20 protein-coding genes are annotated in these 25,501 nt (G+C 42.4%); 2 read left to right on the top strand and 18 right to left on the bottom strand.

What is annotated here, in order from left to right; all coding sequences use genetic code 11:
* Window positions 1-209: 209 nt before the first annotated feature.
* Window positions 210-1,403, top strand: coding sequence for a knotted carbamoyltransferase YgeW (gene ygeW, locus WKT11_RS02990; RefSeq protein ID WP_117674634.1), 1,194 nt, complete (start codon window positions 210-212; stop codon window positions 1,401-1,403).
* A 200-nt stretch (window positions 1,404-1,603) separates the two neighbouring features.
* The gene (gene arcC, locus WKT11_RS02985; protein ID WP_117674635.1) at window positions 1,604-2,548 is read left to right on the top strand and encodes a carbamate kinase; all 945 of its coding nucleotides are present in this window, start codon (window positions 1,604-1,606) and stop codon (window positions 2,546-2,548) included.
* A 194-nt stretch (window positions 2,549-2,742) separates the two neighbouring features.
* On the opposite strand, the gene WKT11_RS02980 is transcribed toward arcC, so the two are convergent.
* The 18 genes from WKT11_RS02980 to WKT11_RS02895 all read right to left on the bottom strand — a co-directional run bounded on the left by WKT11_RS02980 (window position 2,743) and on the right by WKT11_RS02895 (window position 25,092).
* A complete protein-coding gene (locus WKT11_RS02980) occupies window positions 2,743-3,408 on the bottom strand; it encodes a nucleotidyltransferase family protein (RefSeq protein WP_242986699.1) in 666 nt (221 codons plus the stop codon).
* A gap of 7 nt (window positions 3,409-3,415) precedes the next feature.
* A complete protein-coding gene (gene yqeC, locus WKT11_RS02975) occupies window positions 3,416-4,132 on the bottom strand; it encodes a selenium cofactor biosynthesis protein YqeC (protein WP_117674637.1) in 717 nt (238 codons plus the stop codon).
* On the bottom strand, window positions 4,092-4,964 hold the full coding sequence (gene yqeB / locus WKT11_RS02970; RefSeq protein WP_117674638.1) for a selenium-dependent molybdenum cofactor biosynthesis protein YqeB: 873 nt from the start codon (window positions 4,962-4,964) through the stop codon (window positions 4,092-4,094). Before yqeB ends, yqeC begins: the two co-directional genes overlap by 41 nt.
* Entirely contained in the window at window positions 4,961-5,461 is a 501-nt protein-coding gene (gene xdhC, locus WKT11_RS02965; protein WP_117674639.1) for a xanthine dehydrogenase subunit XdhC, read from the bottom strand. Before xdhC ends, yqeB begins: the two co-directional genes overlap by 4 nt.
* The gene (xdhB, locus tag WKT11_RS02960) at window positions 5,458-6,342 is read right to left on the bottom strand and encodes a xanthine dehydrogenase subunit XdhB (protein WP_117674640.1); all 885 of its coding nucleotides are present in this window, start codon (window positions 6,340-6,342) and stop codon (window positions 5,458-5,460) included. Before xdhB ends, xdhC begins: the two co-directional genes overlap by 4 nt.
* Window positions 6,343-6,357: 15 nt before the next feature.
* A complete protein-coding gene (xdhA, locus tag WKT11_RS02955) occupies window positions 6,358-8,631 on the bottom strand; it encodes a xanthine dehydrogenase subunit XdhA (protein ID WP_117674641.1) in 2,274 nt (757 codons plus the stop codon).
* A 433-nt stretch (window positions 8,632-9,064) separates the two neighbouring features.
* Window positions 9,065-9,547, bottom strand: coding sequence for a 4Fe-4S binding protein (locus WKT11_RS02950; RefSeq protein WP_117674642.1), 483 nt, complete (start codon window positions 9,545-9,547; stop codon window positions 9,065-9,067).
* Window positions 9,548-9,549: 2 nt separating this feature from the next.
* Window positions 9,550-12,132 (bottom strand): selenium-dependent xanthine dehydrogenase, encoded by a 2,583-nt coding sequence (gene xdh, locus WKT11_RS02945; RefSeq protein ID WP_340282434.1) that lies wholly within the window; start codon window positions 12,130-12,132, stop codon window positions 9,550-9,552.
* A gap of 243 nt (window positions 12,133-12,375) precedes the next feature.
* Window positions 12,376-15,375, bottom strand: a complete 3,000-nt coding sequence (gene ygfK, locus WKT11_RS02940; RefSeq protein ID WP_117674644.1) for a putative selenate reductase subunit YgfK — start codon at window positions 15,373-15,375, stop codon at window positions 12,376-12,378.
* Between the two features lie 124 nt (window positions 15,376-15,499).
* Entirely contained in the window at window positions 15,500-16,831 is a 1,332-nt protein-coding gene (ssnA, locus tag WKT11_RS02935) for a putative aminohydrolase SsnA (protein WP_117674645.1), read from the bottom strand.
* Between the two features lie 375 nt (window positions 16,832-17,206).
* The gene (locus tag WKT11_RS02930; protein ID WP_117674646.1) at window positions 17,207-17,806 is read right to left on the bottom strand and encodes a histidine phosphatase family protein; all 600 of its coding nucleotides are present in this window, start codon (window positions 17,804-17,806) and stop codon (window positions 17,207-17,209) included.
* Entirely contained in the window at window positions 17,799-18,179 is a 381-nt protein-coding gene (locus WKT11_RS02925) for a bifunctional adenosylcobinamide kinase/adenosylcobinamide-phosphate guanylyltransferase (RefSeq protein WP_117674673.1), read from the bottom strand. Before WKT11_RS02925 ends, WKT11_RS02930 begins: the two co-directional genes overlap by 8 nt.
* 97 nt (window positions 18,180-18,276) lie before the next feature.
* Complete coding sequence (locus WKT11_RS02920) at window positions 18,277-19,053, bottom strand: adenosylcobinamide-GDP ribazoletransferase (protein ID WP_117674647.1); 777 nt, start codon at window positions 19,051-19,053, stop codon at window positions 18,277-18,279.
* A gap of 77 nt (window positions 19,054-19,130) precedes the next feature.
* Window positions 19,131-19,646, bottom strand: a complete 516-nt coding sequence (locus tag WKT11_RS02915; RefSeq protein WP_117674648.1) for a bifunctional adenosylcobinamide kinase/adenosylcobinamide-phosphate guanylyltransferase — start codon at window positions 19,644-19,646, stop codon at window positions 19,131-19,133.
* Window positions 19,646-20,698, bottom strand: a complete 1,053-nt coding sequence (gene cobT / locus WKT11_RS02910) for a nicotinate-nucleotide--dimethylbenzimidazole phosphoribosyltransferase (protein WP_117674649.1) — start codon at window positions 20,696-20,698, stop codon at window positions 19,646-19,648. The genes WKT11_RS02915 and cobT overlap by 1 nt, the downstream gene beginning before the upstream one ends.
* Window positions 20,695-21,120 (bottom strand): GtrA family protein, encoded by a 426-nt coding sequence (locus tag WKT11_RS02905; RefSeq protein WP_117674650.1) that lies wholly within the window; start codon window positions 21,118-21,120, stop codon window positions 20,695-20,697. The genes cobT and WKT11_RS02905 overlap by 4 nt, the downstream gene beginning before the upstream one ends.
* 128 nt (window positions 21,121-21,248) lie before the next feature.
* A complete protein-coding gene (locus tag WKT11_RS02900) occupies window positions 21,249-22,184 on the bottom strand; it encodes a glycosyltransferase family 2 protein (protein WP_117674651.1) in 936 nt (311 codons plus the stop codon).
* 163 nt (window positions 22,185-22,347) lie between these two features.
* The gene (locus WKT11_RS02895; protein WP_117674652.1) at window positions 22,348-25,092 is read right to left on the bottom strand and encodes a YfhO family protein; all 2,745 of its coding nucleotides are present in this window, start codon (window positions 25,090-25,092) and stop codon (window positions 22,348-22,350) included.
* Window positions 25,093-25,501 lie beyond the last annotated feature (409 nt).

Below are 25,501 nucleotides of genomic sequence, written 5' to 3'. Positions count from 1 at the left end.
TTTAGACAACGGATTCTTATAATCCCAGAGGCCCGATTTGTGTTCAGACAAAATCCCTGCTCACTGCTTATTGCTCTCCGCAATTGAAGCAGGGGACTTACTTGATCCGGTTAAATAAAAACAATACATAAAATGTTTTGTTACAATTTTATTTTACAATTCATATTCAGAAAGGATAAGCTATCAAAAGCATAGCAGGTACTAATTTTATGAAAACATTACAGGATTACATTGACAAATTAAACAGCTTAAACTTCAAAGAAATGTACAACAACGATTTCTTCTGGACATGGGATAAAACAGATGATGAACTGGAAGCTGTATTCACAGTTGCTGATGCCCTTCGTTTCATGAGAGAAAATAATATTTCCACAAAAGTATTCGAAAGCGGTCTTGGAATCTCTATCTTCCGTGATAACTCCACACGTACACGTTTCTCTTTTGCATCCGCATGTAACCTTCTTGGTCTGGAAGTGCAGGATCTGGATGAAAAGAAATCTCAGATTGCCCATGGCGAAACAGTTCGTGAAACAGCAAATATGGTTTCTTTCATGGCTGATGTAATCGGTATTCGTGATGATATGTATATCGGTAAAGGACATGCATATCAGAAAGAATTCATGGATGCTGTAACAGAAGGAAATAAAGATGGTATCCTTGAGCAGAGACCTACTCTTGTAAACCTTCAGTGTGATGTTGACCATCCAACACAGTGTATGGCAGATATGCTTCACATCATCCATGAATTTGGTGGTGTTGAAAATCTGAAAGGCAAAAAAATCGCTATGTCCTGGGCTTATTCTCCATCCTATGGCAAACCACTCTCCGTTCCACAGGGTGTGATCGGTCTGATGACACGTTTCGGTATGGATGTTGTACTTGCTCATCCGGAAGGATATGATGTAATGCCTGAAGTAGAAGAAATTGCTAAGAAAAACGCTGAAGCTACAGGCGGTTCCTTCACAAAAACAAACAATATGGCTGAAGCTTTCAAAGATGCTGATATCGTTTATCCTAAGAGCTGGGCTCCATTTGCAGCTATGGAAAAACGTACAAACCTTTATGCAGAAGGTGATTTTGACGGAATTGACAAATTAGAGAAAGAACTTCTTGCTCAGAATGCACAGCACAAAGACTGGGCTTGCACTGAGGAACTCATGAAAACAACGAAAGATGGAAAAGCCCTCTATCTGCACTGCCTGCCAGCTGATATCACAGGCGTAAGCTGTGAAACAGGTGAAGTTGATGCTTCTGTATTCGACCGTTACAGAATCCCGTTATACAAAGAAGCAAGCTTCAAACCATACATCATCGCTGCTATGATCATGCTTTCCAAATTTGAAAATCCACAGGATATCCTCAAAAAACTTGAAGTTAAGGCAGCTCCGAGAATTCTGAAATAAACTGTCTTTCAGAATATTAATCTCGAAATCTTAATTATACACAAACAGAATTTATTGTTCATACAGACAGTAATCAGGCAGTCAGCGTGATTACTCAAACGCATTCATTACTATATTGTATAGCAGGCAGGGCTGTCGCAGAAAGCAGACAATGTTTATTGCGGCGGCCCTCTTTGCCCTTAATCAGGAGGTTTTTACAAATGTTTACACGAAAAAGAATTGTTATCGCTCTTGGCGGAAACGCTCTGGGAAATACTCTCCCGGAACAGATGGTAGCTGTAAAAACTACTGCAAAAGCATTATGTGATCTGATTGAAGAAGGTCATCAGGTTGTTGTTGTCCATGGAAACGGACCTCAGGTTGGTATGATTAACAACGCAATGTCGGCTCTTTCCAGAGAAGACGAAAATCAGCCAAATACTCCTCTCTCCGTCTGTGTTGCCATGAGCCAGGCTTATATCGGCTATGATTTACAGAATGCATTAAGAGAGGAGCTTCGTATCCGCGGCTTTGTCCGCACACCTGTTGTAACAGTTGTCACTCAGGTTCGCGTTGATCCAAATGATCCTGCATTCGAAAATCCGTCCAAGCCGATCGGCAAATTCCTTACTAAAGAAGAAGCTGAGTATCAGACTAAAGCTTATGGGCATATCATGAAAGAAGATGCCGGACGTGGTTACCGTCGTGTTGTTGCCTCTCCGAAGCCTGTTGAAATTGTTGAACAGGATGCAATCAATAGTCTTGTCGACGCAAATAAAATCGTTATCTGCTGCGGAGGCGGCGGAATTCCTGTTGTTCTTAACGGACATCATCTCAAAGGTGCATCTGCTGTTATTGATAAGGATTTTGCAAGCTGTCTTCTGGCCAAAGAACTGGATGCAGATATGCTTATCATTCTTACAGCAGTAGAAAAAGTTGCTGTAAACTTTGGCAAAGAAAACGAAAAATGGCTAGATGACCTGACGGTAGAAGATGCTAAGAAATACATTAACGAAGGTCAGTTTGCCCCAGGTTCCATGCTTCCTAAAGTTCAGGCTGCTGTTGATTTTGCAAGTTCCAAGGAAGGAAGAACTGCCATGATTACCTTACTGGAAAAAGCAAAAGACGGCATTCAGGAAAAGACCGGAACCAAAATCCATCTTTAATTCATTTTACAGATACTACGGTATCTGTTATACAAGCGAATACTCTCACAAAAAAGTTCTGACGTTCAAAAGCACCAGAACTTTTTTATTACATTAGTCAATCGGATAAAATCATCCGCTTTCGCTACACGGCTCTACACCAAATAACTGCTTCGCAGTTTGATTCGGTTAAAATAAAGAATGAAATGTAATCTTTATTTTATTTTCGGTGTTATATCACGATAGTCTATATCTTCTAACTCTCTGACATCTTCTATTTCACAAATCTGCGTATCTTCGAGATGTTTCATGATTATTTTCTTCCCACCCTTATCCCCCTCCAGCGCAAGTAATTCATTAAAGTATTTTTTTCTGAAAATACATGGATTCCCTAACTTCCCCTGACAGGAAACGGAGGCAATTCCCCTCTCGCTGTTTAAAAATACTTCTATCAATCTGCAGATTGTCTCTTTACTAAGCCATGGCTGGTCAGAGACTGTAAATAGTACTGCATCTGCATCCAGATTGGCATTCAGCCCAATTTGAATAGTTGAAGAAATTCCCTTCTCCGGATGATGGTTATAGAGAACCTGGATTTGATTTTCTATGGCCATCTCTGCGATCGTTTCATATTGTGTGACTACAGTAATATTACACGTAATATTTTTTAAGCACCCTCTATTTAGCTCAATGACAGTTTCATCCTCAACAGGATTGCCTTCTTTATTTTGTTTCAAAATGTTTTTCACTTCATTTTCCACTTCCATAAGCAAATCCAGAATATGCCTGTACATAGGCATTCCGTCTACTTCATACAGAAGCTTATTTCCACCAAAACGGCGGCTGTTTCCAGCCGCCAGCATAATCATTGCAATTTTCAAAGTTATTTTATTCCTCCCATAGGCTTCCATATGCTGCTATGGTATGTTTTTTTCCCAGTTCCTTTACGATATGCTCCGCAGATGTTTCCTCTGTAAGAACATCTGATTTATTCAGATAAACTCTGTAAATCCGCTCTTCCACGTCTTTAAACAATCCACAGATAGAAGTTGCTATCTTTATAAGATCATCCTCTGTGATCGGAGCTTCCAGACCTTTTTTGAGAAATTCTGATGTTCGTTCCATTCGATATGCGCTCTGACTGATGGGCTGTCCCAAACAATCCAGTCCGATCACACTGATCACAATATCCGCGCAGGCAGGTATTACAGGCTCCCATGCCTCAGGAACCTTTACCGGATGATGTTTCGCACCATCAGCTTCCACAAGCATCACATCACATAAACCTTTCAGTTCCTCCATCTTTTTCTCTGAAAGCGCTGCATATTTACCTGTTTCTTCCTCATATTCAGCTGCAATAACATATCCTTCTCTATCCAACATTTCTTTTACTCTGGCAGCGTCTCCTCCCCTCACAAAGGGAAGTTCTGATTCCCCTGTCATATGTGTGGTTGTCGTAATGATTACTCGTTTGTCTCTGTCAAGCAATTCATCAGTAAGGCGATAGATCAGGCTCGTCTTGCCTCCACCGCCTACGACAGCAATTACAGGGTATCTCTCATAATCAATCTGCAGTAATTCCAGAAAATCGACCTGGTGCTTCATATGGCATCACTCCTTCTGAAAGCAGAATTTCCAGCACGCTGCCTGCAATACAGCGAGCCTTATCGGAAATCGTAAAACAATTTTTCTTTTGCTCCTTACGCGGATCAATATCTGCAATCTTCATTCCTTTCGGCACTGTAAATCCATCACGTATAATACCACGCAACACACCTGTAAGAGAAGCTCTGACAGGCACGTCCCCGATCCACGCAAGTATCTGGTCTTTTTCTACGATATCTGAAATTTTTGAGATACAGTGAATCTCACCAGCTGCCGGTGCATGAATCACTCGCTCTTTGCCAAAGCCAGCGATCACACCCGGGACTCCTGTGTTCGGAAGTGCTGCTCCCCTGGAAATAACTCTGGCAAGATTATGTCCACGCATAGTCTCAATCACGTAGTCTACATCTTCTCCCGCCATAAATCCCGGTCCAAGAGCAATCGTCAGATCTGCCATATTTTTGGTTGTTCCAAGATTTCTTTTGGCAAGAATCGCATCTACTAATGCAGCCGGTCTGTATTTCTGAAGAATTTCTCCCTCTGTATCAACCATAAGAGGTATCTCTCCCGCATTCCAGACAACATCACATTCCTGAATACTGTTTATCTTCCTGCAAAGAACCCCTTCCACTGAAGACTGTCCATCATAAACTGCCTCACAAAACGAAACCATTCGTCTGATTGCGGTCGGTTTCTCGCATTCCAGCACGAGCAGACGGTATCCGCTACGATACAATCTGTGAATTGTACCACTGGCAAGATCGCCTCCTCCTCTTATGATTACAACATTTTCCAATCCATCCCCGGCATTTCTGGCATTAGTATTTATCATCTTACTGTCTTTCCTCTTCTTGTCTCATTTTCATCCATTACTTTTTCTACTGCATTTACTATATTTTCATATCCTGTACAACGGCACAGATTTCCCGCCATATGCTTTCTTATCGCTTCTCTCGACAATTTCTCGCCACGTTCCAGCAAAACAGTCGCAGACATAATAAATCCCGGTGTGCAGAATCCACATTGTACTGCACCCTCTTCGATAAAGGCTTCCTGAATTCTGGTAAGTTCTCCATTCTTCTCCAGACCTTCCAGTGTGCGAATGTTTTTGCCCTCTGCCCATACTGCCAGATAAATGCAGGAATCTATGGTTTCTCCATCTATGATTACTGTACAGGCTCCGCATTCTCCTACCTCACAACCTTTTTTCACAGAGGTAAGTCCAAGACGGTTACGGAGCATATCAAGTAACGACTCCCTTACATCGACATATTCTTCTACTTCTCTTCCGTTTACTATACACCGTACAAGCTGCATCTGCTTTTTCATACGCTGTCACCTCCTGCAAGTTCAATAGTACGTCTCAATGCCCGCGCTGCGATTTCTCCTCCAATCTGCAGGCGGAATGCCTTAGATGCTCTCCAGGAATCTCGTGGATTGATTTCTTCCCGAACCAGCTCAGCTGTTTTCTCATACAGATCTTCTGCAATCTTCATTCCCTTTAATGCTTCTTCTGTCTTTACACAGCGGTATGGAACCGGAGCTGCAACTCCAAAAGTAATACGCACATCTTCAATCACACCATCTGACAGATTCACTTTGCTGACTACACTACAGCTGATAGTTGCGATATCCATGGCATTTCTCATAGAATACTTGATATAGTGCCCACGATAACCCTGATATTCTTTTGCAGGAATGATCACATAAGTCAATACTTCTCCCTGTCTCAGATCTACTTTACCAGGTCCCAGATAAAAGTCTTTCACCGGAACAAGACGACCTCCTTTGCCATCTTCAAGACGCAACAGAGCATTCAGGGAAAATACCGTTGGTGCACTGTCAGCACTTACTGCACCATTACAGATATTTCCACCGATCGTGCCAATATTTCTCACCTGTGGTCCGCCAACCTGATCCACAGCTTCCCCAAGTACCGGAATATATTTCTTTATGATCTCATCGTTCGTAATATGTGAAAACACAGTTCCTGCTCCAATATAAATATCGCCGTTATCTGCCATTTTCACGCCCTTTATCTCTTCAATTCCATGAATACTCACCAGAGAAGTTCCTGCAAATTTTCCTTCTCTGATTTTAATGAGAACATCACTTCCTCCGGATATCACTTTTGCCTCCGGATGCTCATTCAACAGTCTGACTGCCTCTTCTACGCTTTCAGCCTGATAATACTTCTCAATATCGTACATAAAATCCCCTCCCCTCTAAATAAGTCCGGCTTTCATAAAGCCATCGATCAATCTCTGTGGTGTCAGAGGATTTTCGTTAAAGGCAACACCCGTCGCATGAAGAACTGCATTGCGGATTGCAGGTGCCCCCGGGATTGCCGGCGGTTCACCCAGTGCTTTATTTCCAAATGGTCCGATCGGATCATCCAGCTCCACAAAATCGGCTTTGATATCAGGTGTATCCATCATTGTCATCAGCTTATAGTCTAATAATGTTCCATTCAAAGGTCTGCCTGTCTTCTCATCCAGGATCAGCTGTTCAGAAAGACCATATCCCATTCCCATAGACATACCGCCATGAACCTGCATCTCGGCAAGCTTTGGATTAAGCAGCTTCCCACTGTCATGAACATTAATAATATGGAGAATCTTAATTTTGCCAAGTTCAATATCTACTTCCACTTCTGCAAAACAGCAGCCTGTAGCAATCGTATTCTTCTTTACCTGTTCAGATACCTCTGCTGTAAGTACAGATGAATTACTCAGACTATAATAACTCTCAAGTGCAAGATTAGCAAGAGACATTGCATAATCTTCACCAGCCATGATCCAACCATGGTCCAGACTTAATTCTCTTGTCTCTTCCGGCATCAGTTTCTTCGCATAATCAAGAATTTTCTTCTTCATAAGATTTGCACAATCCTTCACCACCGTTCCTGTAACAAACGACTGGCGTGATGCATAAGCACCTGTATCAAATGGTGTCACATCTGTATCCTGTACACTCTGGATATGAATATCACTGATATCCATATTTAAAACTTCCGCTGTCATCTGAGAAAATACAGTGTCTGCACCTTGCCCGATTTCTGTTGCTCCCAACATCAGGCCTACACTTCCGTCCTGATTCAGAGTCATTCTCGCGCCTGCGATTTCCAGAGAGATCGGCCATACACCGGTTTTGTAGGAAAACAGAGACATTCCCACGCCTCTTCGTATCTTTCCTGTCTGATTTGCATATTCTCTTCGTTTTTCATCCCAGTGAATATATTCTGCACCTTTTTTCAGACACTCGAAAATACCATTGGTATTCGCTGCTATCGGCTTCAGATACGCATCTTCATAATAGCCCTTAATCAGGTTCTTCTTTCTGAATTCCAGTGGATCCATTCCGATTTCTTTTGCAATATCATCCATAAAGCACTCAATTGCAAAGCATACCTGCGGAATCCCATATCCTCGCATAGCTCCACCTACCGGTGTGTTGGTATAGACAGTATAGGCCTCTCCTTTAATGTTTTGACATGCATACTGCAGTCTCCATGCAGTCAGGCCATTTGCTGCTATGGCATGTCCATGAGAAGCGTACGCTCCCTGATTTGAGATTGCAAGCATATCCTTTGCAAGAAGATGTCCCTCATTATCTACTCCGGCCGTCAGGTCATATTCTATAGAATGGCGGGTTCTCGTATTACAGAAAGTTTCCTCTCTTGTCACATCAAGCTTGACTGGTCTGCCGCCAACCTGAGTAGTAAGAAATGCATTCAGAGGCTCATAAAGTACATCCTGTTTATTTCCGAATCCACCACCTATGTAAGGCTTGATCACTCTGATTTTTCCCCATGGGATTCCCAATGCCTGGCCAATGACACGACGTACAATATGAGGAATCTGTGTGGAACTTACTACTACGATTCTGCCATTCTCCATATAGGCATAGGAAATCGGATTTTCAATATGACAATGTTGTACGATTGGTGTCTTATAGGTTCGTTTCACTACTGTTGCAGATTCTTTTAATCCTTTTTCTACATCCCCGATAAAATAGTTGGAACGGACAAGTACATTATCCTTCTTGTCCAGATGAATCGGCGGATTACTGCCATACATAGATTTACGCGGATGAATCTCTACCGGATATTCTTCGTACTCTACTTCAATTAATCTCAATGCCCTCTGGGCCGTTATCTCATCTTCAGCTACTACCGCAGCGATATCATCCCCATAATAACGAACTCTTCCGGTAAGGATATTACGATCTGCAATATCCTGATGAGCCAATTCTACCGACCAGGGATGTCCCGGTGTAGGATAACAATGATTCGGTACGTCCTTAAAAGTAACTACTTTTACTACGCCGTCCAGAGCCTCAGCTTTACTTGTATCGATTGATTTCACGATACCATTTCCGATCTTTGCATGATAGACCTTTGCCACCAGACAATTAGCAGGAGCTATATCATCCGTAAATTTCGCACGTCCTGTAACTTTGTCGTAGGCATCTACTCTTGGAACACTCTTTCCAATCATGTTTTCACCTTCTCTATATTTTATTTTTGTTTACTGATACGCAGGAAAGGATTCTGTCTGGATATAGAAAAAGCCGGACTCACCTAAGGTATTCTTTTGTTCCCCTCAGGACTGATGTCCGGCTCCGAACCATGCTACTTTCCTTCCGCCTGTTTTCAGACATCAGGCGAACTTATTTTTTAATTTCCATATTTATTACCTGTTTTATTGTATAAGTATAACACATTTATCTGTTTATTGGCAATCTTTTATTCAATATTTCTTAGTGTATTTTCGTGAACAGGTTACTGTTCACTCCGTGCCCAGTAACACGCTTCGCGATGCACAGAATTTATGCTAATCGCATAAATTCGCGCTGTATGTCTCGGGATTTTGGCATATACATGCCAAAACGCCTCGCGGAATAGTGGCATGTGAACAGTAACGTGAACAGTTACGTAAAAATACCTCTTAAATCATGAATTACATGGCGTGGGCATTTCACTATACACATACCACAACTTAAACATACAGACTCGTCAATCACCGCACAGTTGTCAGACACCTTAATCGCGCCTGCTGTACATGTCTTTTCACAGATTCCACATCCGATACAGCTGACTTCGCACTGTTTCTTTGCCTCTGCGCCTTTTTTCTTATTGGAGCATTTTACCACAATATAATTTGCACATTCATGAATGTGGATCACGCCCTGCGGGCAGACCTTTGTGCAAGCCCCACAGGCAATACACTTTTCTTCATCTACTTCTGCCACACCATATTCATTGATAGAAATCGCTCCGAATTTACATTTATTTACGCAAGCTCCACATCCAATACAGCCGTCCTTACATCCTGTCTCGCCTTCTGCTGCCCTGCATCCGCCATTACATGCTACAACTGCCGAACGATATGGAAACTTCTTCTTTACTGCCATACTCAGCACTTCCTTTCATATGGCGTTCCAGTCAGAGGAAGACTGTATTGTCTCTCACCATCCCGCCTGAAATATGCGTCTGCAATCGCAGGTGCCGTCGGAATCGAAGTGATCTCGCCAATTCCAATAGCTCCGCATGCTACATTTAATCCCGGTTTATCAATAACAATTGCATCGATTTTCGGAATCTCATGAGAACGAAACAGCCCAAGAGAACCATATTTCTCGATAGGTTTACAGTTCTCATCAATCGGATAATGTTCTCGCAGAGCAAATCCTATGGACATAACTACGCCACCCTCGATCTGACCCTCGCATGACAAAGGATTAACCGCTTTGCCTACATCATGGGCAGCAACTATCTCCTCGATTTTTCCTGTTTTCTTATCCAGAATACATACCTGTGTCGCATAACCATATGCAACATGAGAAACAGGATTGGGTACATTTGCACCAAGTGGATCTGTCTTGGCGAGATATTCGGCATAATAAACCTTTCCGATCACATCATCAATTGTTTTTCCTGCATTGCGGTCCTCCATAATCTTATCACAGGCCCTGCGACATGCTTCTCCCGTTACCAGAGTCTGTCTGGAACCAGAGGTTGTGCCCGAGTCAGGTGAAAACCAGGTATTACTTCTCTCATAAACAATATCCTCGTGTTTCAGATCAGTGTTGGTAACTACCATCTGAGTCAGAACTGTGCCAAGTCCCTGACCAATACAGGAAGCTCCCGAATAGATATGAAGTTTTCTGTCTTCTTCAAATACAAGCTTCACACGTCCTGTATCAGGAATTCCAACGCCAACACCGGCATTTTTCATAGCACATCCGATTCCGACTGGTTTTCCAGCCTCAAGTGCGGCATTGTATTTCTCTTTTACAGCTTCCAGAGTTTCTACCAGACCTGTGGAATTATCCACAATCTGTCCATTCGGAAGTGTCTCGCCCGGCCGGATCGCATTGCGGTAGCGAATCTCCCATGGAGTAATTCCCACCTTATCGGCCATCATATTCAACAGTGTTTCTGTCGCAAAACAAGTCTGAGTCACGCCAAATCCACGAAATGCTCCTGCCGGCGGATTGTTTGTATAATATGCTGTTCCTTCAATCTCAAAATTCTCATAATGATACGGACCTGCCGCATGTGTGCACGCTCGCTCCAGCACCGGACCGCCAAGAGAAGCAAACGCCCCTGTATCTGATGCTACTTTCGCCTTTACCCCCATAATATTGCCATTCGCATCGCAGCCCATTGTCATATCCATGTAAAATGGATGACGTTTTGGATGTACCAGAAGAGATTCAGCCCTCGTAAGTTTCATCTTAACTGGTTTCTTAGTTACATAAGTCAGAAGCGCCGCCAGATGCTGGACTGTCATATCTTCTTTTCCGCCAAAACCTCCGCCGACAAGTGCATTCTGCACTTTTACTTTATCTGTTCCGAGCAGCAGAGAACATTCATGTAAAGTCTGATGCGCAGACTGGTCTGTAGAATATATGAAAACATCTCCGTCTTCATCATAAAAAGCCACAGCACACTCTGGCTCCAGAAATGCATGCTCTGTCCAGGGAGTTTCAAAATGATGACTGATCATATATTTGGAATTACGGATTGCCTCTTCTGCATTTCCTCTGCTGATATGCTTATGTGCACAAATGTTATTTTCCTCTTCATCAAATACTTTTGGCGCACCTTCTGCCGCCGCTTCTTCAATCGTATGAACATGCGGCAGTACCTCATATTTGACTTTGATCAGCTTCTTCGCTTTCTCTGCCGTTTCCCTGTCCCTTGCAGCTACAACAGCGATCGCATCACCCAGATAATGAGTTAAGCCTCCTACAGGAATCAAAGTATACTGATCATGCTTCAAATGTCCGATCTTATTTTCTCCCGGAATATCCTTTGCTGTTACAACTGCTTCTACTCCGGAAAGTGCCTCAGCTGCTGTCGTATCAATTTCAAGTACACGGGCACGCGGGTATTTACTTCTCAGTGCTGCCCCATACAGCATTCCATCAAGGTAAAAGTCATCCGGATATTTGCCAGTTCCAAGTACTTTCTCTTCCACATCAATTCTGGATACACGATGACCAAGATTCCAGTTGTCATCCATATCATCCGGAATCACACCTTTACTTAAAACCTTCGCGGCCAGCCGCACTGCATCCATGATCTTTACATATCCTGTACAACGGCAATAATTATTGCGCAATGCATATTTGATTTCATCATCTGTCGGTTGTTTATTTACGTCCAGAAGAGCCTTCGTACACATCACCATCCCAGGAATGCAAAACCCACACTGGACTGCTCCCGCCTTTCCATAGGCATATGTATAAACTTCTTTTTCCCATTCAGTCAGACCTTCTACTGTAATTATCGTTCTGCCATCCAGCATGTCTGTATCTGGAACACATGCCTTACAGATCTTCCCGTCAATAATAACTGTACAGGCTCCGCAAGCACCCTCGCTGCATCCGTCTTTCACAGATGTAAGGTGAAGTTCATCCCGCAAAAAACGCAGCAGTTTCTGATTTCTGATCGTTTCGACCTTCTGTCCATTGACTGTAAATACTGCCATATTGGACTCTCCTTTCTTTCTTGCACGTCTGCCTTTTGGACATTCAGTTGAACTCTTTTAGGAGTTTTTCTCTGTCTGCCTGTGATACCGCATATACACCCCTGATATGCGGCCGCGTTCAGCCTGATATGCACACTGTCCACAGCCTTTGGTACTGTGGACAGTGTATTAATTTCTTTTTATTTTCTGCTATTTTCAGAAAAAGGAATCACCGTCACATAAAGATTATATAAACAGAAATACCTATTTCATGATCAGATAACCGTAATCATCGATCACCGCGCAGATCAGTCTGCGAAGACCCTCATACAGTTTATCATTGGCATCATCCGCCTTACAGTCAGAAATCTGACCCAGCAGACGAACCTTACACTCTTTTGTTTCCGGATTGATCACTGCAAATCCGTCATTTGTGCTGTCTGCCATATCTGCCTCTGAAGCAAATAATGTAAATTTATCTTTATATGGTGCACTTGCATATGGACAGAAGCTCTTACAGTTGCCACATTCATTGCACATATAATCTACGTGGATTACCTGGTTCATAGCCATTCCCGGCACTTTGATGGAAATATTTGCTCTGTTTGGACATACATCCACACAGTTCTCACAGACTTTATTACAAGTCAGGCAGCGTTCACTTTCATTTGCAGCATCTTTACTCTCTTTAAGAATTGCTTTCTTAGAATAGCAGTCTTCTTCTGTTCCAGGTACCGGCTGGCCTTTTACGATATCATGTCCGAGAATTGCTTTTACCGCAATCTGCGCATCACGTATTGCTTCTACGATCGTAGCAGCTCCCTTCGCACCATCACCGGCTACATAAACACCTTCTACACTTGTCTCCATTGTCTTGTCATTGATGCGGGCTTTTCCTCGTTCATTGACTGCAATGCCATTTGCTTCATAGAACTCTGTCGGAACTTTCTCACCTACTGCAACGATCACTGTATCGGCCGGAACCTCTACTGTTTCATCCGTTTCTGTTACGCTGGCACGTCCGGAAGCATCCATGTTGCCAAGTACCATCTTCTTGCAGAAAAGCCTGCCATTCTCCAGAGATACCGGTGAAAGAAGTTCTCTGAATTCAATACCCTCTTCCAGAACTTCCAACAACTCGTCTTCTGCTGCAGGCATATAACGTTTTGTTCTTCTGTATACCAGATAAACGTGCTCTACACCCTCTGTACGTTTTGCAGCTCTTGCCGTATCCATAGCTGTGTTTCCACCGCCGATAACAACAACATTCTTTCCGAGAGAAACTTTGCCATCTGATTCTTTAAAATCTCTTAAGAATTTCAGTGCATTGACCGTTTCGCCTTTTTCAAGTTTCAAGGTTCCCGGTTTGTTTGCGCCTACTGCAACGATCACTGCATCGTATCCTTGTTCTTTTAATTCCTGTACGGATGTGATTTCTGTACCGGTTTTGATTTCCACACCCATTTTCTCAATGAAAGAAATATCTTTATCAATTGCTTCACCAGAAATACGGAATCCCGGAATTACATAACGGATCACACCGCCGGCTTTCTCTTCTTTCTCAAATACTGTTACCGAAGCACCGGCTCTTGCAAGGAAATATGCAGAAGCAATACCTGCAGGACCCGCACCGACAACAGCTACTTTCTTACCATTTGCCGTACCCGCTTTGATTTCACCGATCACTGTGTCATATCCATTCTGTGCTGCAATAAGCTTGGTGTTACGGATATTTACAGGTTCTTCATAGAAGTTACGTGTACATTTATACATACAGTTATGTGCGCAGAGAGTACCTGTGATAAACGGAAGGGCATTCTTCTCAAGGATAACTCTTAATGCCTGTGCATAATCTCCCTCTCCTGCCAGTTTCACATAAGTTGTGATATCCTGATGAATCGGACATCCCTCTTCACATGGAGCAAAGAAGCAGTCAAGAAGCGGAACTTCTGAGTCTGTTTTTCTCTTCGGAAGAGTCTTGATGCTCTTTACATGATGTGCATCTTTCTTCGCATCCTCAGCAAGCTGCTCAAGTGCAGCTACATCAATACCCGTCCATTCTTCAACACCGGCAGCCATAACTTTCTGGGCCATCTGTGTAAATCTCTGATATCCGCCTGGTTTCAGCAAGGTAGTTGCTACTGTCACAGGCCATACACCGCTTTTAACGATAAGGTCAATATTATAGTAATCAGCTCCACCGGAGTAAGCAATACGAAGTTTTCCATCAAATTCTCTGGAAAGCTTTGCTGCAAGAGAAATGGATAACGGGAAAAGAGATTTTCCGGACATATACATTTCTTCGCTTGGAAGCTCATTTCTTGTAACATCTACAGGGAATGTATTCGTGATCTTCACACCAAATGCAAGATTCAGCTCATCTGCAAGTGCCTGCAGTCTCTTAAACATCGGGATAGCATCCTCATACTGTAAATCATCTTTGAAATGGAAATCACCGAATACCATGTAATCATATCCCATGTCATCCATCGTTTTTCTCGCAAATTCATATCCAAGAAGAGTTGGATTACATTTGATAAATGTATTCAGATGTTTCTCTTTAAACAGATGAGTTGCAATGCTCTCAATCTCATTCGGAGGACATCCGTGAAGAGTAGAGATTGTCGCAGAATTACAGATATCAGACGGAATTGCCTCGATATCTTCTTTTGTAACTTTCTCAAATTTATCTACGTTATCTAATAACCACTGCTTACATTCTTTAAAGATTTCCGTATCCTTCGCTTCCATCATGTTATTGATAAAGCCATCAATTTTTGGTGTTTTAATTCCCTCGAGATCATATCCGACAGAAATATTAAACTGGAATCCATCCTGTGCACCAAGATCAAATTCTTTTGCGATTACATGGAGAATAAACCATGCTTTGATATACTCACCCATCGCCTGAGGAACATAAAGCTCTGTAGACCATTCGCAGTTATATCCTTCATCCTCAGCAAGGATACATGGTCTGTTAATACAGGCTGCAAGTTCTGCGCCGTCCATCTTCTGAACAGTTTTCAATTCAAAAAAACGTGCTCCTGCATAATAGGAAGCAACGATATTCTGTGTCAGCTGTGTATGTGGTCCTGCTGCCGGTCCGATCGGTGTCTCTAAATTTCTTTCAAAAATATTCAGCTTCTTATCAGCTTCTGCCACATAAGCTCTGTGCTGTCCGAATACGGTTCCTTTTGTTTTCTTCTCTTCTAATACCCAGTTCATTAACTGTTCAAAGGGCATACAGGTCATGACTTCACTCATAATCCGATCCTCCATTATTTTTTATTCATGTTTATTTCAGCCAGACAGAATTTCCTGTCTGGCCTTTATTATACTTTTTCTTCTCCTCTTGCCTTTAAAAGTGCCAGCAAAATTATTTCAAGAATCAGCCATTAATATCATCAGCAAGTTCTTTTGCAGCCCGACGGCAATCTGCCATCACTTTCGCTTCATCGCATACAAGAACCTCTCGGTCTTTCATAAGAACTTTACCATTACATACGGTAGTCTGAACCATGCTTCCGTTTACCCCAAACATCAGGTGTCCGTTAATATTATTCTCATTCATTGGTGTCAGCGGATCATAATCAATTACGATCACATCTGCGGCAGCTCCTTCTTTGAGCACACCGAGCTGTTTCTTAAAGTATCTGTTGGCAATTTTCGCATTTCCCTCAAAGAGCATCTGCGGAACCTCACCCCACGCCGCATTCGGATCGCAGAGATGATGTTTGTGAAGTACATTTGCAACTTTCCAGGATTCCATCATATCATGAGTATATCCGTCTGTACCAAGACCTGTGAGAATTCCTTTCTGTACCATTCTCATAGTTGGAGGACATCCACAGGCATTTCCCATATTAGATTCCGGATTATGTACCACCATGGTATCTGTCTCCTTGATCAGATCCATCTCATGTTCATTGACATAAATACAATGTCCCAGCAACGTCTTCGGTCCCAGGATATTCCAGTCATAAAGACGGTCAACGATACGCTTACCATGTTCTTTCAGACACTGATGAAGATCATAAATTCCTTCCGCTACATGAATATGATATCCGACGCCTTCCGGCTTCAGTTCGTTGCAAAGAGCCATTGTCTCATCAGAAATTGTAAAGGACGCATGCATACCCATCATTCCGGCAATCATGTCGCTGTCATCTGCAAGTGCATGTTTGATAAAATTCACGTTCTCCATTACAGATTCTCTGGATTTCTCCATTCCGTCACGGTCAGAAATCTCGTAGCAGAGGCAGGTACGCACACCTAAATCTCTGGCTGCTTCTTCAATCGCACTGAGTGAACCTGTAATATGTCCAAAACTTGCATGATGGTCAAATACTGTTGTTACGCCATTTTTAATAGAGTCAATATAGGTTGCATATGCAGAAAGCTTCGTCTGCTCCAGTGTAAGATGTCGGTCTACTGTCCACCACAATCCGTCAAGGATATCCAGAAAGCCCTGCGGATTATATCCGTTAATGCTTAATCCTCGTGCGAAGGAGCTGTAAATATGCTCATGGGCATTAATAAATGCCGGCATGATAACTCCACCCTTCGCATCAACAAATTCGGCATCCGGATAAGCCTTCTTTACTTCTTCAGTTACCCCCACCATTACTATGGTGTTACCATCCATTGCAACAGCACCATTCTCAACAAATGGGTTGGATGCGTCCCGTGTGATCATTCTTCCATTACCAATTACCAGCATATAGTTCCTCCTTTTACTTGTTAAAAATCACCAATTCACTATTGCTTTTTACCTATTGTTTAGGAATTTTATACTAATACTCTAACATATTTCTTCACATAATGCAAGAGAGAATCACAAAATCTTTTTGGTTTTTCAAAATATTTTTAGTTTTCCGTTTTTTTCTCGAAGTTTCTTGTAGATGTGCGGAAATAAAAAAGAACGAAGCGTCCATTTTTAACAAATGAACAACTTCGTTCTTTTATATTGAAAATGATTTCATGACAGATTTTCAGATTTGTCAATATTTTATATTTCAGGATTTTCGTATATCCTCGCCAAACGTGTTGCTGATCACTCCGTGCCCGGCAAAACGCTGCACGATGTGAATCCTAATCAGCCTTCCATAATGGATGATTTTAATTTTAACTGCTTTCTTCCGTTCTTCCACATATTCTCATCCAGTTCAACCTCATAGCCACCACCATTTTTGACATGCCATTCATAAAACTGTTTTTGTATATCTGTATACTCTTCCATAATATTCATGATCGTGCCGCCATGAACCACCAAAGCCACCTCAGTTACGTGACTACGGATACAGCTAGTTACTACTTTTTCAAATCCCCTAAGGTTTCTGTTTCTAAATTCTTCTCTGCTCTCCCCTCCGGGAAACGGTAAAGTTCCATTGCTGTCTATCCATGCCTGATAATTTGGATTTCCATCCAGTTCTTTGTAATTCTTATTCTCAAATTCGCCAAAATCACATTCTGCCAGTTCTTCGATAATATGTACCGGTTTCTCCGGGAAAAGAATCTCAGCAGTCTGAACACAGCGTCTGAGCGGACTTACATAAATCTCCTGCACCTTCGGATAATCCATCTTTTTCAGGAATTCTATTCCCTCCTGACATAACGGTTCATCCGTTGTGCCAATATAACGGGCAAGTTTATTTCCTTCTGTCTTTCCGTGTCTAATCAGCCATAGTTTAATCATCTTTGATCACCGTCCCGATTCCACAGACTACCCTTGTCACCTTATGGCTGTATGCCGCCAGTTTCGTACACACACGGCCTACTGCTTCCCGGTATTTCCTGTCAAAGGCATCTACCGGTACTACTCCATATCCCACTTCCTGAGAGACAAGAATAACATCCGGGTTTTTAAGAATAATCTGCTCAGCAAGTTCTGATACATCTCTCTCTTTTTCCAGTTCTCTGCGGATATATTTCTGAAAATCCGTAACCCCCTGTGCTCTCATCAGTTCCTCTTCGGTTACTTTATCTCCATCCGCCCAGTTTAACAGAGGATATTCCTTTTTTGCATAAACAGTTTTTCCCTGATATGCACCGCCAATGATCATCTCCATATTTTCCACACTCTCCTTATCAATTCCTGCCAGATATTTCATATTCTGACTAAATCAGGTATATTTCCTGCTTTCCATTGCCGAATATCCACATGACTCAGAAATTTGTGATCACAGCAAGGATCACAGCCATTCCAACCTCACAGATACACAGGAAAAATCCCGATATATCCCCGGTCGTTCCGCCAAAATACTTCATTGCAATATGATGATAATATCCAAAGATCAGCAACGCTCCTGCAAAAGCTGCAATTCCCCATACCGGCTCGATCCAGATCATCAAAACTGCAAGAATCACCAGATAAACCACCAGTATATTTCTTGATATCACATCCGAAGAATTTCTTGAAAATTCTGCTACCGTACCATCAGCCTTTGCCTTTGGAAAAGTAATAACACCAATCCCTGAAAGGCATCTGGAAACCATAAAGCCCAGACTCAGAATCCCAATTGCTTTCATATTTTCCTCAATGCCAAATAACTGGCTGTATGCCCCATACCAGCAAACAAAATACACCGCAGCCGTAATAACAGCAAATGCCCCGGCATGGGAATCTTTAAGAATCTCCAGCCTTCTGCTTCTCTCCTGCCAGGAACTGAGCGCATCCGAAGTATCCAGCAGACCATCCACATGAATCCCGCCTGTCACGAACACAGGTGCAAGAACTAAAACCGCAGTCACAAAACCCGGCTGATACTCAAAACGCAGCCCCAGATATGCCACCAGCATCGTCAATGCACCGATTACTGTTCCAATAAATGGAAAAAAGCAAAACATATATTTCATGTTTTCCTTCGTCCAGTCCGCACGGGGCATGGGAATCTTTGAAAACATGGCAAAAGCTACCTTAAAATTATTCCATAGAGATTTCATTTGCACTTCCTCTTTTTCACACTATTTTTAATAGCACTTCTTATTTCTTATCATATTTATTATCATAAATATCTCTTCTACTTCTTCTGATACACTGGGATCCCATAAACAACTTCCACTACCTCATCCGCTCTCAGTGCGACAGCCTGATTGATCTTTCCGAGATATTCTAAGTAAGAAGCCATTTCTTTATCAAATACGACCGCATCTGAAAAAATCTCATTCGTCACGATCACCACATGTGCTGCCTGCCGGACCAGTTCATCAATTCCACTCATGATATCCTTTACTGTCTGTTCATGTGCTCCCTGCTCTTCAAACATCTCATTTGCCACCAGATTAGACATGCATTCCAGCAAGACCACACAGCCAGACGGCAGCTGCACATCTTTCAGTCCGGTATAGCATTCTATCGTCTCAAAGCCTTTTCCGGCACGCATTTTGCGGTGTCTCTCGATTCTTTTATGGCTTTCTTCATCAAACGGATGCATTGTTGCTATGTAAACCCTCTGTGCTTCCCCGAAAGCAAGCACCTTATCCTCCGCAAAAGCCGATTTCCCGCTTCCGCTTCCTCCGGTCACAATTGTCAACATTATTTCAGCTCCTCATACTGTTCCACATTGATATCTTCAAAAGTACTCATAGAATGATAAACAGCCGCCGCCAGATCAAGAATCGGGAATAAAGCTACCGCACCGGTTCCCTCACCAAGACACATATCCGCATAAAGAATCGCTTCTTTCTTCATATGCTCCAGAATCAGATGCGCAGCCGGCTCTTTCGATACATGAGATGCCAGGATATAGTCCCCTGCTGCCGGGCAAATCTGCATCGCGATCAATGCAGAAACGCAGGAAATAAATCCGTCCATTATAACCGGAACATGATAAACCGCTCCGCCAAGGAATACACCCGCCATTCCTGCGATATCCAGACCACCAACCTTCGCCAGGACATCGATTGCATCTGAAGGATCCGGCTGATTCAGCTCAATTGCTTTCCTGATTGCTGCGATTTTTCGTACCAGACCTTCACTTGTCAGCCCTGCGCCACGTCCAGTCATCTCTTCTACCGGCTGATCCAACAATACAGAAGCCACCGCACTGCTGGTAGTCGTATTTCCGATTCCCATCTCTCCTGTTGCAAGAATCTTATACCCTTTATTTTTTAACTCTTCTACCATAGCAATTCCTGCTTCAATACCTTTTATGGCCTGTTCTCTTGTCATGGCAGGGCCTTTGGTCATATTCTGCGTACCATACGCAACCTTGTGATCTGTGCGTACTTTTGTATCAGTTACCATACCCATGTCTACCGGAAAAATCTCCGCATGATTCTGTTTACACATCACACCAACGGAGGTATCATATCTCAGAAAATTCTCTGCCACGATTGCAGTTACTTCCTGCCCTGTCTGAGTCACCCCTTCTTCTACCACACCATTGTCTGCGCACATAGCGACCAGACCTCTTTTAGAAAGGTCAATATCAGCATTCCCTGTAATTCCTGCAACCTGTGTCAACAGAGTTTCCAGTTTTCCAAGAGAATGTAATGGTTTCGCAATACTGTCCCATCTTTTCTGTGCAATAACCATAGCTTTCTGATCTAACGGTTCAATATTGGAAACAGCTTCCTGCAATGTCATGAGTTCTTCCCTCTCTTTCCTGTTGTAAATACAAAAAATTTACTAAATATGTAATTCAATATCAGCACGATAAACTGCGTCAGAAATTTACCGATCATATCATTTAGTCCCATTACTGACACAAGCAGCCAGACACCGCCAACCTCAATCACCATAGTCACTAATCTGGCGCTGATAAATTTACAAAATGGCTGAATATGATCTCTCAGAGTTTCACATTTATCCTGAAAAACAAATTTCGAATTTACCACATAGGCGAACAGAATCGCCAGTATGATAGAAATAATATTAGCAATATTGAGTTCCACATCAAGTTTTCTCAGAACAAAAAAGCTGACCAGATTCACCAGCGTAGTGCATCCGCCAAAAAAAACATAGCGGATTACGGAACTTTCATACATTTTTCTGATCCATTGTTTCATAACTGTTTTATTTCCTTCATTTTTATCATTTAAATATATTCATAGTTATATACCTGATCGTATGTTCAACTTGGTGGTACACCAGTTCAAACATATGGCACGATTGCAATATCTTTCGTTTGTAATGATTAATTATGTTCTCTTCCCTTTTTAATAACTTTGGAAATAATATATCGCGGTCTGCGCTTTACCTCTTCATAAATCTTGGAAATATAATATCCAATGATTCCAAGACTGATCATCATGGCACTGCCCACCAGAAGCAGAACCATCAGCAAAGTCGTATATCCCTCCACAGCGGAACCTGTAAAATACTGAACCAGTGAATAGATCATAAGAATCACAGAGCAGATAAAACAAAGCAAACCTGTGATCGTAACAAACTGCAGCGGAACTGTCGTAAATGCCACAATATTCGTAAACGCATACTTCACTAGTGCCCAGGGAGACCATTTGGAAACACCAGCTTCTCTTTCCTGCACTTCAAATTCTACACTTGTGGTCTTATATCCCACCCAGGAAGAAGTAGCACGAAAGAACATATTCCGCTCAGGCATTGACAGAATGCTGTCCACCGCCTTCCTGTCCATCATCTTAAAATCAGATGCATCCTTCATATTAACTCTCGTAGCCTTTGACATAATATCATAGAAGAAGCCGGCACATTCTTTATGTAAAAAGCCTTCTTTTCCTCTGTCCGCTTTTATGCCCTCGATTACTTCATATCCATTTTGCCACAATCTGTACATCTCAATAAGCGTCTGGGGCGGATGCTGCAGATCACAGTCCATAACAGCAACTACATCGCCACTGGCCTGTGCCAGTCCTGCAAAAATCGCTGCCTCTTTTCCAAAATTTCTCGAAAAAAGTACACCTGTTACATTTGCGTCCTTTTCTCCTGCTTTCTGAATCTCTTCCCATGTCCGGTCACCGGAGCCATCGTTTACCACAACCAGTTCATAGGGAATCTCTGCCTTCGTAAGGACTTCCGCCAGCACACGACAGGTTTTTCCTACCATTAATTCTTCATTATATGCCGGAAGCACTACTGATAATTTACTCATGATGTCATTCCTCATTTTTAATTATAATCCGCTGCTGTTTACTTTGTCATCAGCAACATAACTATTGCAATTCCATTTCAAATTGCCTGTAGCAATAAAACTTTGAATCTAAACTACCTGTTCTATTATACACGACTTTACAGAAAAGTCCATTATTCCATTCTCAGCAACGTTTTTTTCTTCGAACGGCCACCAACATAAAATAAACCACTAAGCCAGCCAGACTGAGTGCCAGGCCTGCCTTTAAATATGGTGTACAATACGTCAATCGTATTTCATGGGAACCAGGTTCGAGTTCCAACGCCATAAACATGGTATTTGCCTTCTGAAGCTTTGTTTCTTTGCCATCCACATAAGCTGTAAATCCTTTACTGTACGGGACAGACAATACAAGAGCTTTCTTTTTGGAAATACTGATATTCCCTGCGATCTCATTTGTTCCCATTTTTACATTCTCGAGAGCTTCTTCACCCAGCTTCACAGTCTTTGCCTCAATCCCCTGTACCGGCTGGCTGACAACCCTTAATTTATCATAGGTATAAACACCTGTATTGGCAAAGGTGATTGTCATAGTACGAACCCCTGATCTGGAATATCCCATATTACAGAGAAAATCATGCCGTCCACTGTAGGCATTATACTTATCCGTAAAAATCTTTATGGTCTTGGTCACATCATTGGAACTGACCGTCATAGCCGCTTCCTTTGACTCCTTCCAGTACCGCCACTGGCTGTCCTCATCAAGAACCTTATTTTGGTCATACTCAGACATCTTCTTCCACTGACTGTTACCAATCAGTTCCCTCGGTGAAAGACTGTCATAATCCAGATTATCTGCGATCAGATAATTCTCACTGTCCGTAAGGCCATGGAACACAAGCTTCAGCTGTGCCCCTTCCTTCGTCACCCTGATTGCTCCCTTAGACAGAGCACAACCATCCCCTGCCTCCATACGATATTGAATATTCTCATCATCAGCATCAACAGATGCCTCAGGCAGTGTACTCTCCTCAAGCACCACACCGTCCATCAGAGCCTGCTGCTTTTTTACCACATCCATTTTCTCATATTCCGATACAGGAATATAGCTGTCATAAGTATAACCCAGAGGCAGTGCATTCTCATTCTCATAAGCCCTGCACTCACTTTTTCCCTTTCCTGCAGAACCCTTCTCCCTGTTATATCCATAGGAAAGATAGCGAAAATTATCACCACTTATCACAAAATACTTCACAGAAGCCAGCCTGTCCAGGATCGTCCTTCCGTCCAGATTCTCATAATGCTGTTCCCATGGTGTATTCAGATACATCTCGCTGAAAAAATCACTGATACTGCTGTTTGCAAGACTGAAATAATAAGCAGTACTGTTCGTACCCATATACATAGAAGTATTATCATAGGGCAATGCCCCATACTGATCATAACGATAGACACCTGAATCCCCGGCAGCAAGAACCGCTTTATCCGTATTCGACTCCAGCTTATCCAGTGACTCCTCTTCGGCTGCAAACTCCGACAGATAATCCTTCTCATAAGAATACTGATAAGAAACATTCAACATAATGCTCACCACAAGCAAAGCACTGAGAAGCCCGCACATATACTTCCCCTGCAGAAAAATATTTCCAAAAGAAGTAACCGTAAACACAGCCAATACCAGAACCAGCACACCGGCCATATTTCTCTGCGTCCTGGCAGCCTTCGCAAACAATGCCAGCACACAATACGCCACGACCATAACAAAAATCTTCTTCTTTTCCCTCACAGTCAGAGTAAACAGCTCAGGATACGCCTTCACAAAAATATATGCGATCATCATCCCATAAGCCCAGATCCACCTGTTGGACACATAGGAGAAACCATTGAGCGCATGCCCTGCAAAAGGCACCAGTAAAAACAGATTCAACAGCCCAAATCCCAATTTCAGATCCAGGTACTTCTTCTTCCTGGAAAAAAGCACAAACACACCTGCCATAGCAACAGCAGAATACCCGGCAACCCCCCATTGGATCATATTCTCCCCGATCAGATCACCCAGATATTTCTCATAATAAATCCTATCATATAAAAGAGGCACATAATTCTCAGCCTGAAACCTGTCCGTACCAAAAAGCGTCATGATCACCGGCAGAAAAATAACCGCCGCGATCATCAAAGCCACCGCATAATACCCAATAAACTTCACCAGCCATCCCAGAACATCCTTCACACTTCTCTCGCTGAAAATTCCAAAATACCGGAAAGCCGCATAAATAAACATAAAAATACAGATCATATAAAAGAAATAGAAATTCGACATAGCTGAAACCGCAGTCGCCCAGATAAACAGCCATGGCTTCTCCCTCTTATAAATCTTATCAATCCCCATCAGAACCAATGGCAGATAAATCATAGGGTTGGAAAAATACGGATGCTTCATAGCCGCATAAATCGTCCATCCCGCAAAAATATAGATCAACGTCCCCATAAACGTTGCCTGCTTCGGATTCTTATGATAAAAACAAAAAATACTAAACGAAATCCCCGCCAGATAAATCCTCAGAAAAATCAGAACCTCATACAAAATCTCCGTCTTATCCGCCGGCACAAACACAGACAACAAAGTCAGCGGATCCCCGATCACATAATAATGCAGCGTCGTAAGAATATCCGAACCATACCCGATATTCATATCCCACATAGGCAATTCCAGCTTATGCTCCACAAAAACTGTATGAAGAACCTCTCTCAGATACCGTCCATAATAAGCCAGCGAATTCAAATGCTGCGGAATCCCATCATGACTCCACACCAAAGACTTCCCATTCCCCGCAAATTGATAATAAATAAACCCCGCAATAACCCCAAATACAAGCGTATATAATAAATAGAAATCCTTCTTACTATCCCTGCTCACAAATCTCCTCATAACCGCTCCTTCATATTCTATCATTCTAAACCGAGTTATAGAGTTCTCACTGATTATAGACAAATATCCAATACTTGTCAAATTTATAGCCAACATTATTTTATTGTTTAAGAACAACGAAAGTATTTAAATCAGCCAGTATCCAGTCAGGAAATGAAATAACTTCTGGGGCGAATTTTGAGGGTTCATTGAATTTCTTAGTATTTGGAAAGCCGCGTTATTCAGAAATCGCTCACTGTCTGAGCCGCAGGCGAGTTTGAGCGATTTCTGAATGCTTTTAGTGGCTTTTCAAATGCTTAGAAATTCAGTGGTTCCGAAACTGAGCCCCAGAAGTTATTTCATTTTCTGACGTCCCTTATAAAAAGGACCGCGATACAAAAAGTACCGCGGCCCACATATATCGTCTGGA

It is taken from the genome of Blautia sp. HCN-1074 (assembly GCF_037890165.1).
GTDB lineage: Bacteria > Bacillota > Clostridia > Lachnospirales > Lachnospiraceae > Blautia_A.
Note: the sequence above shows the minus strand (reverse complement) of the source record. Positions and strands in the feature narration are given on the sequence as shown.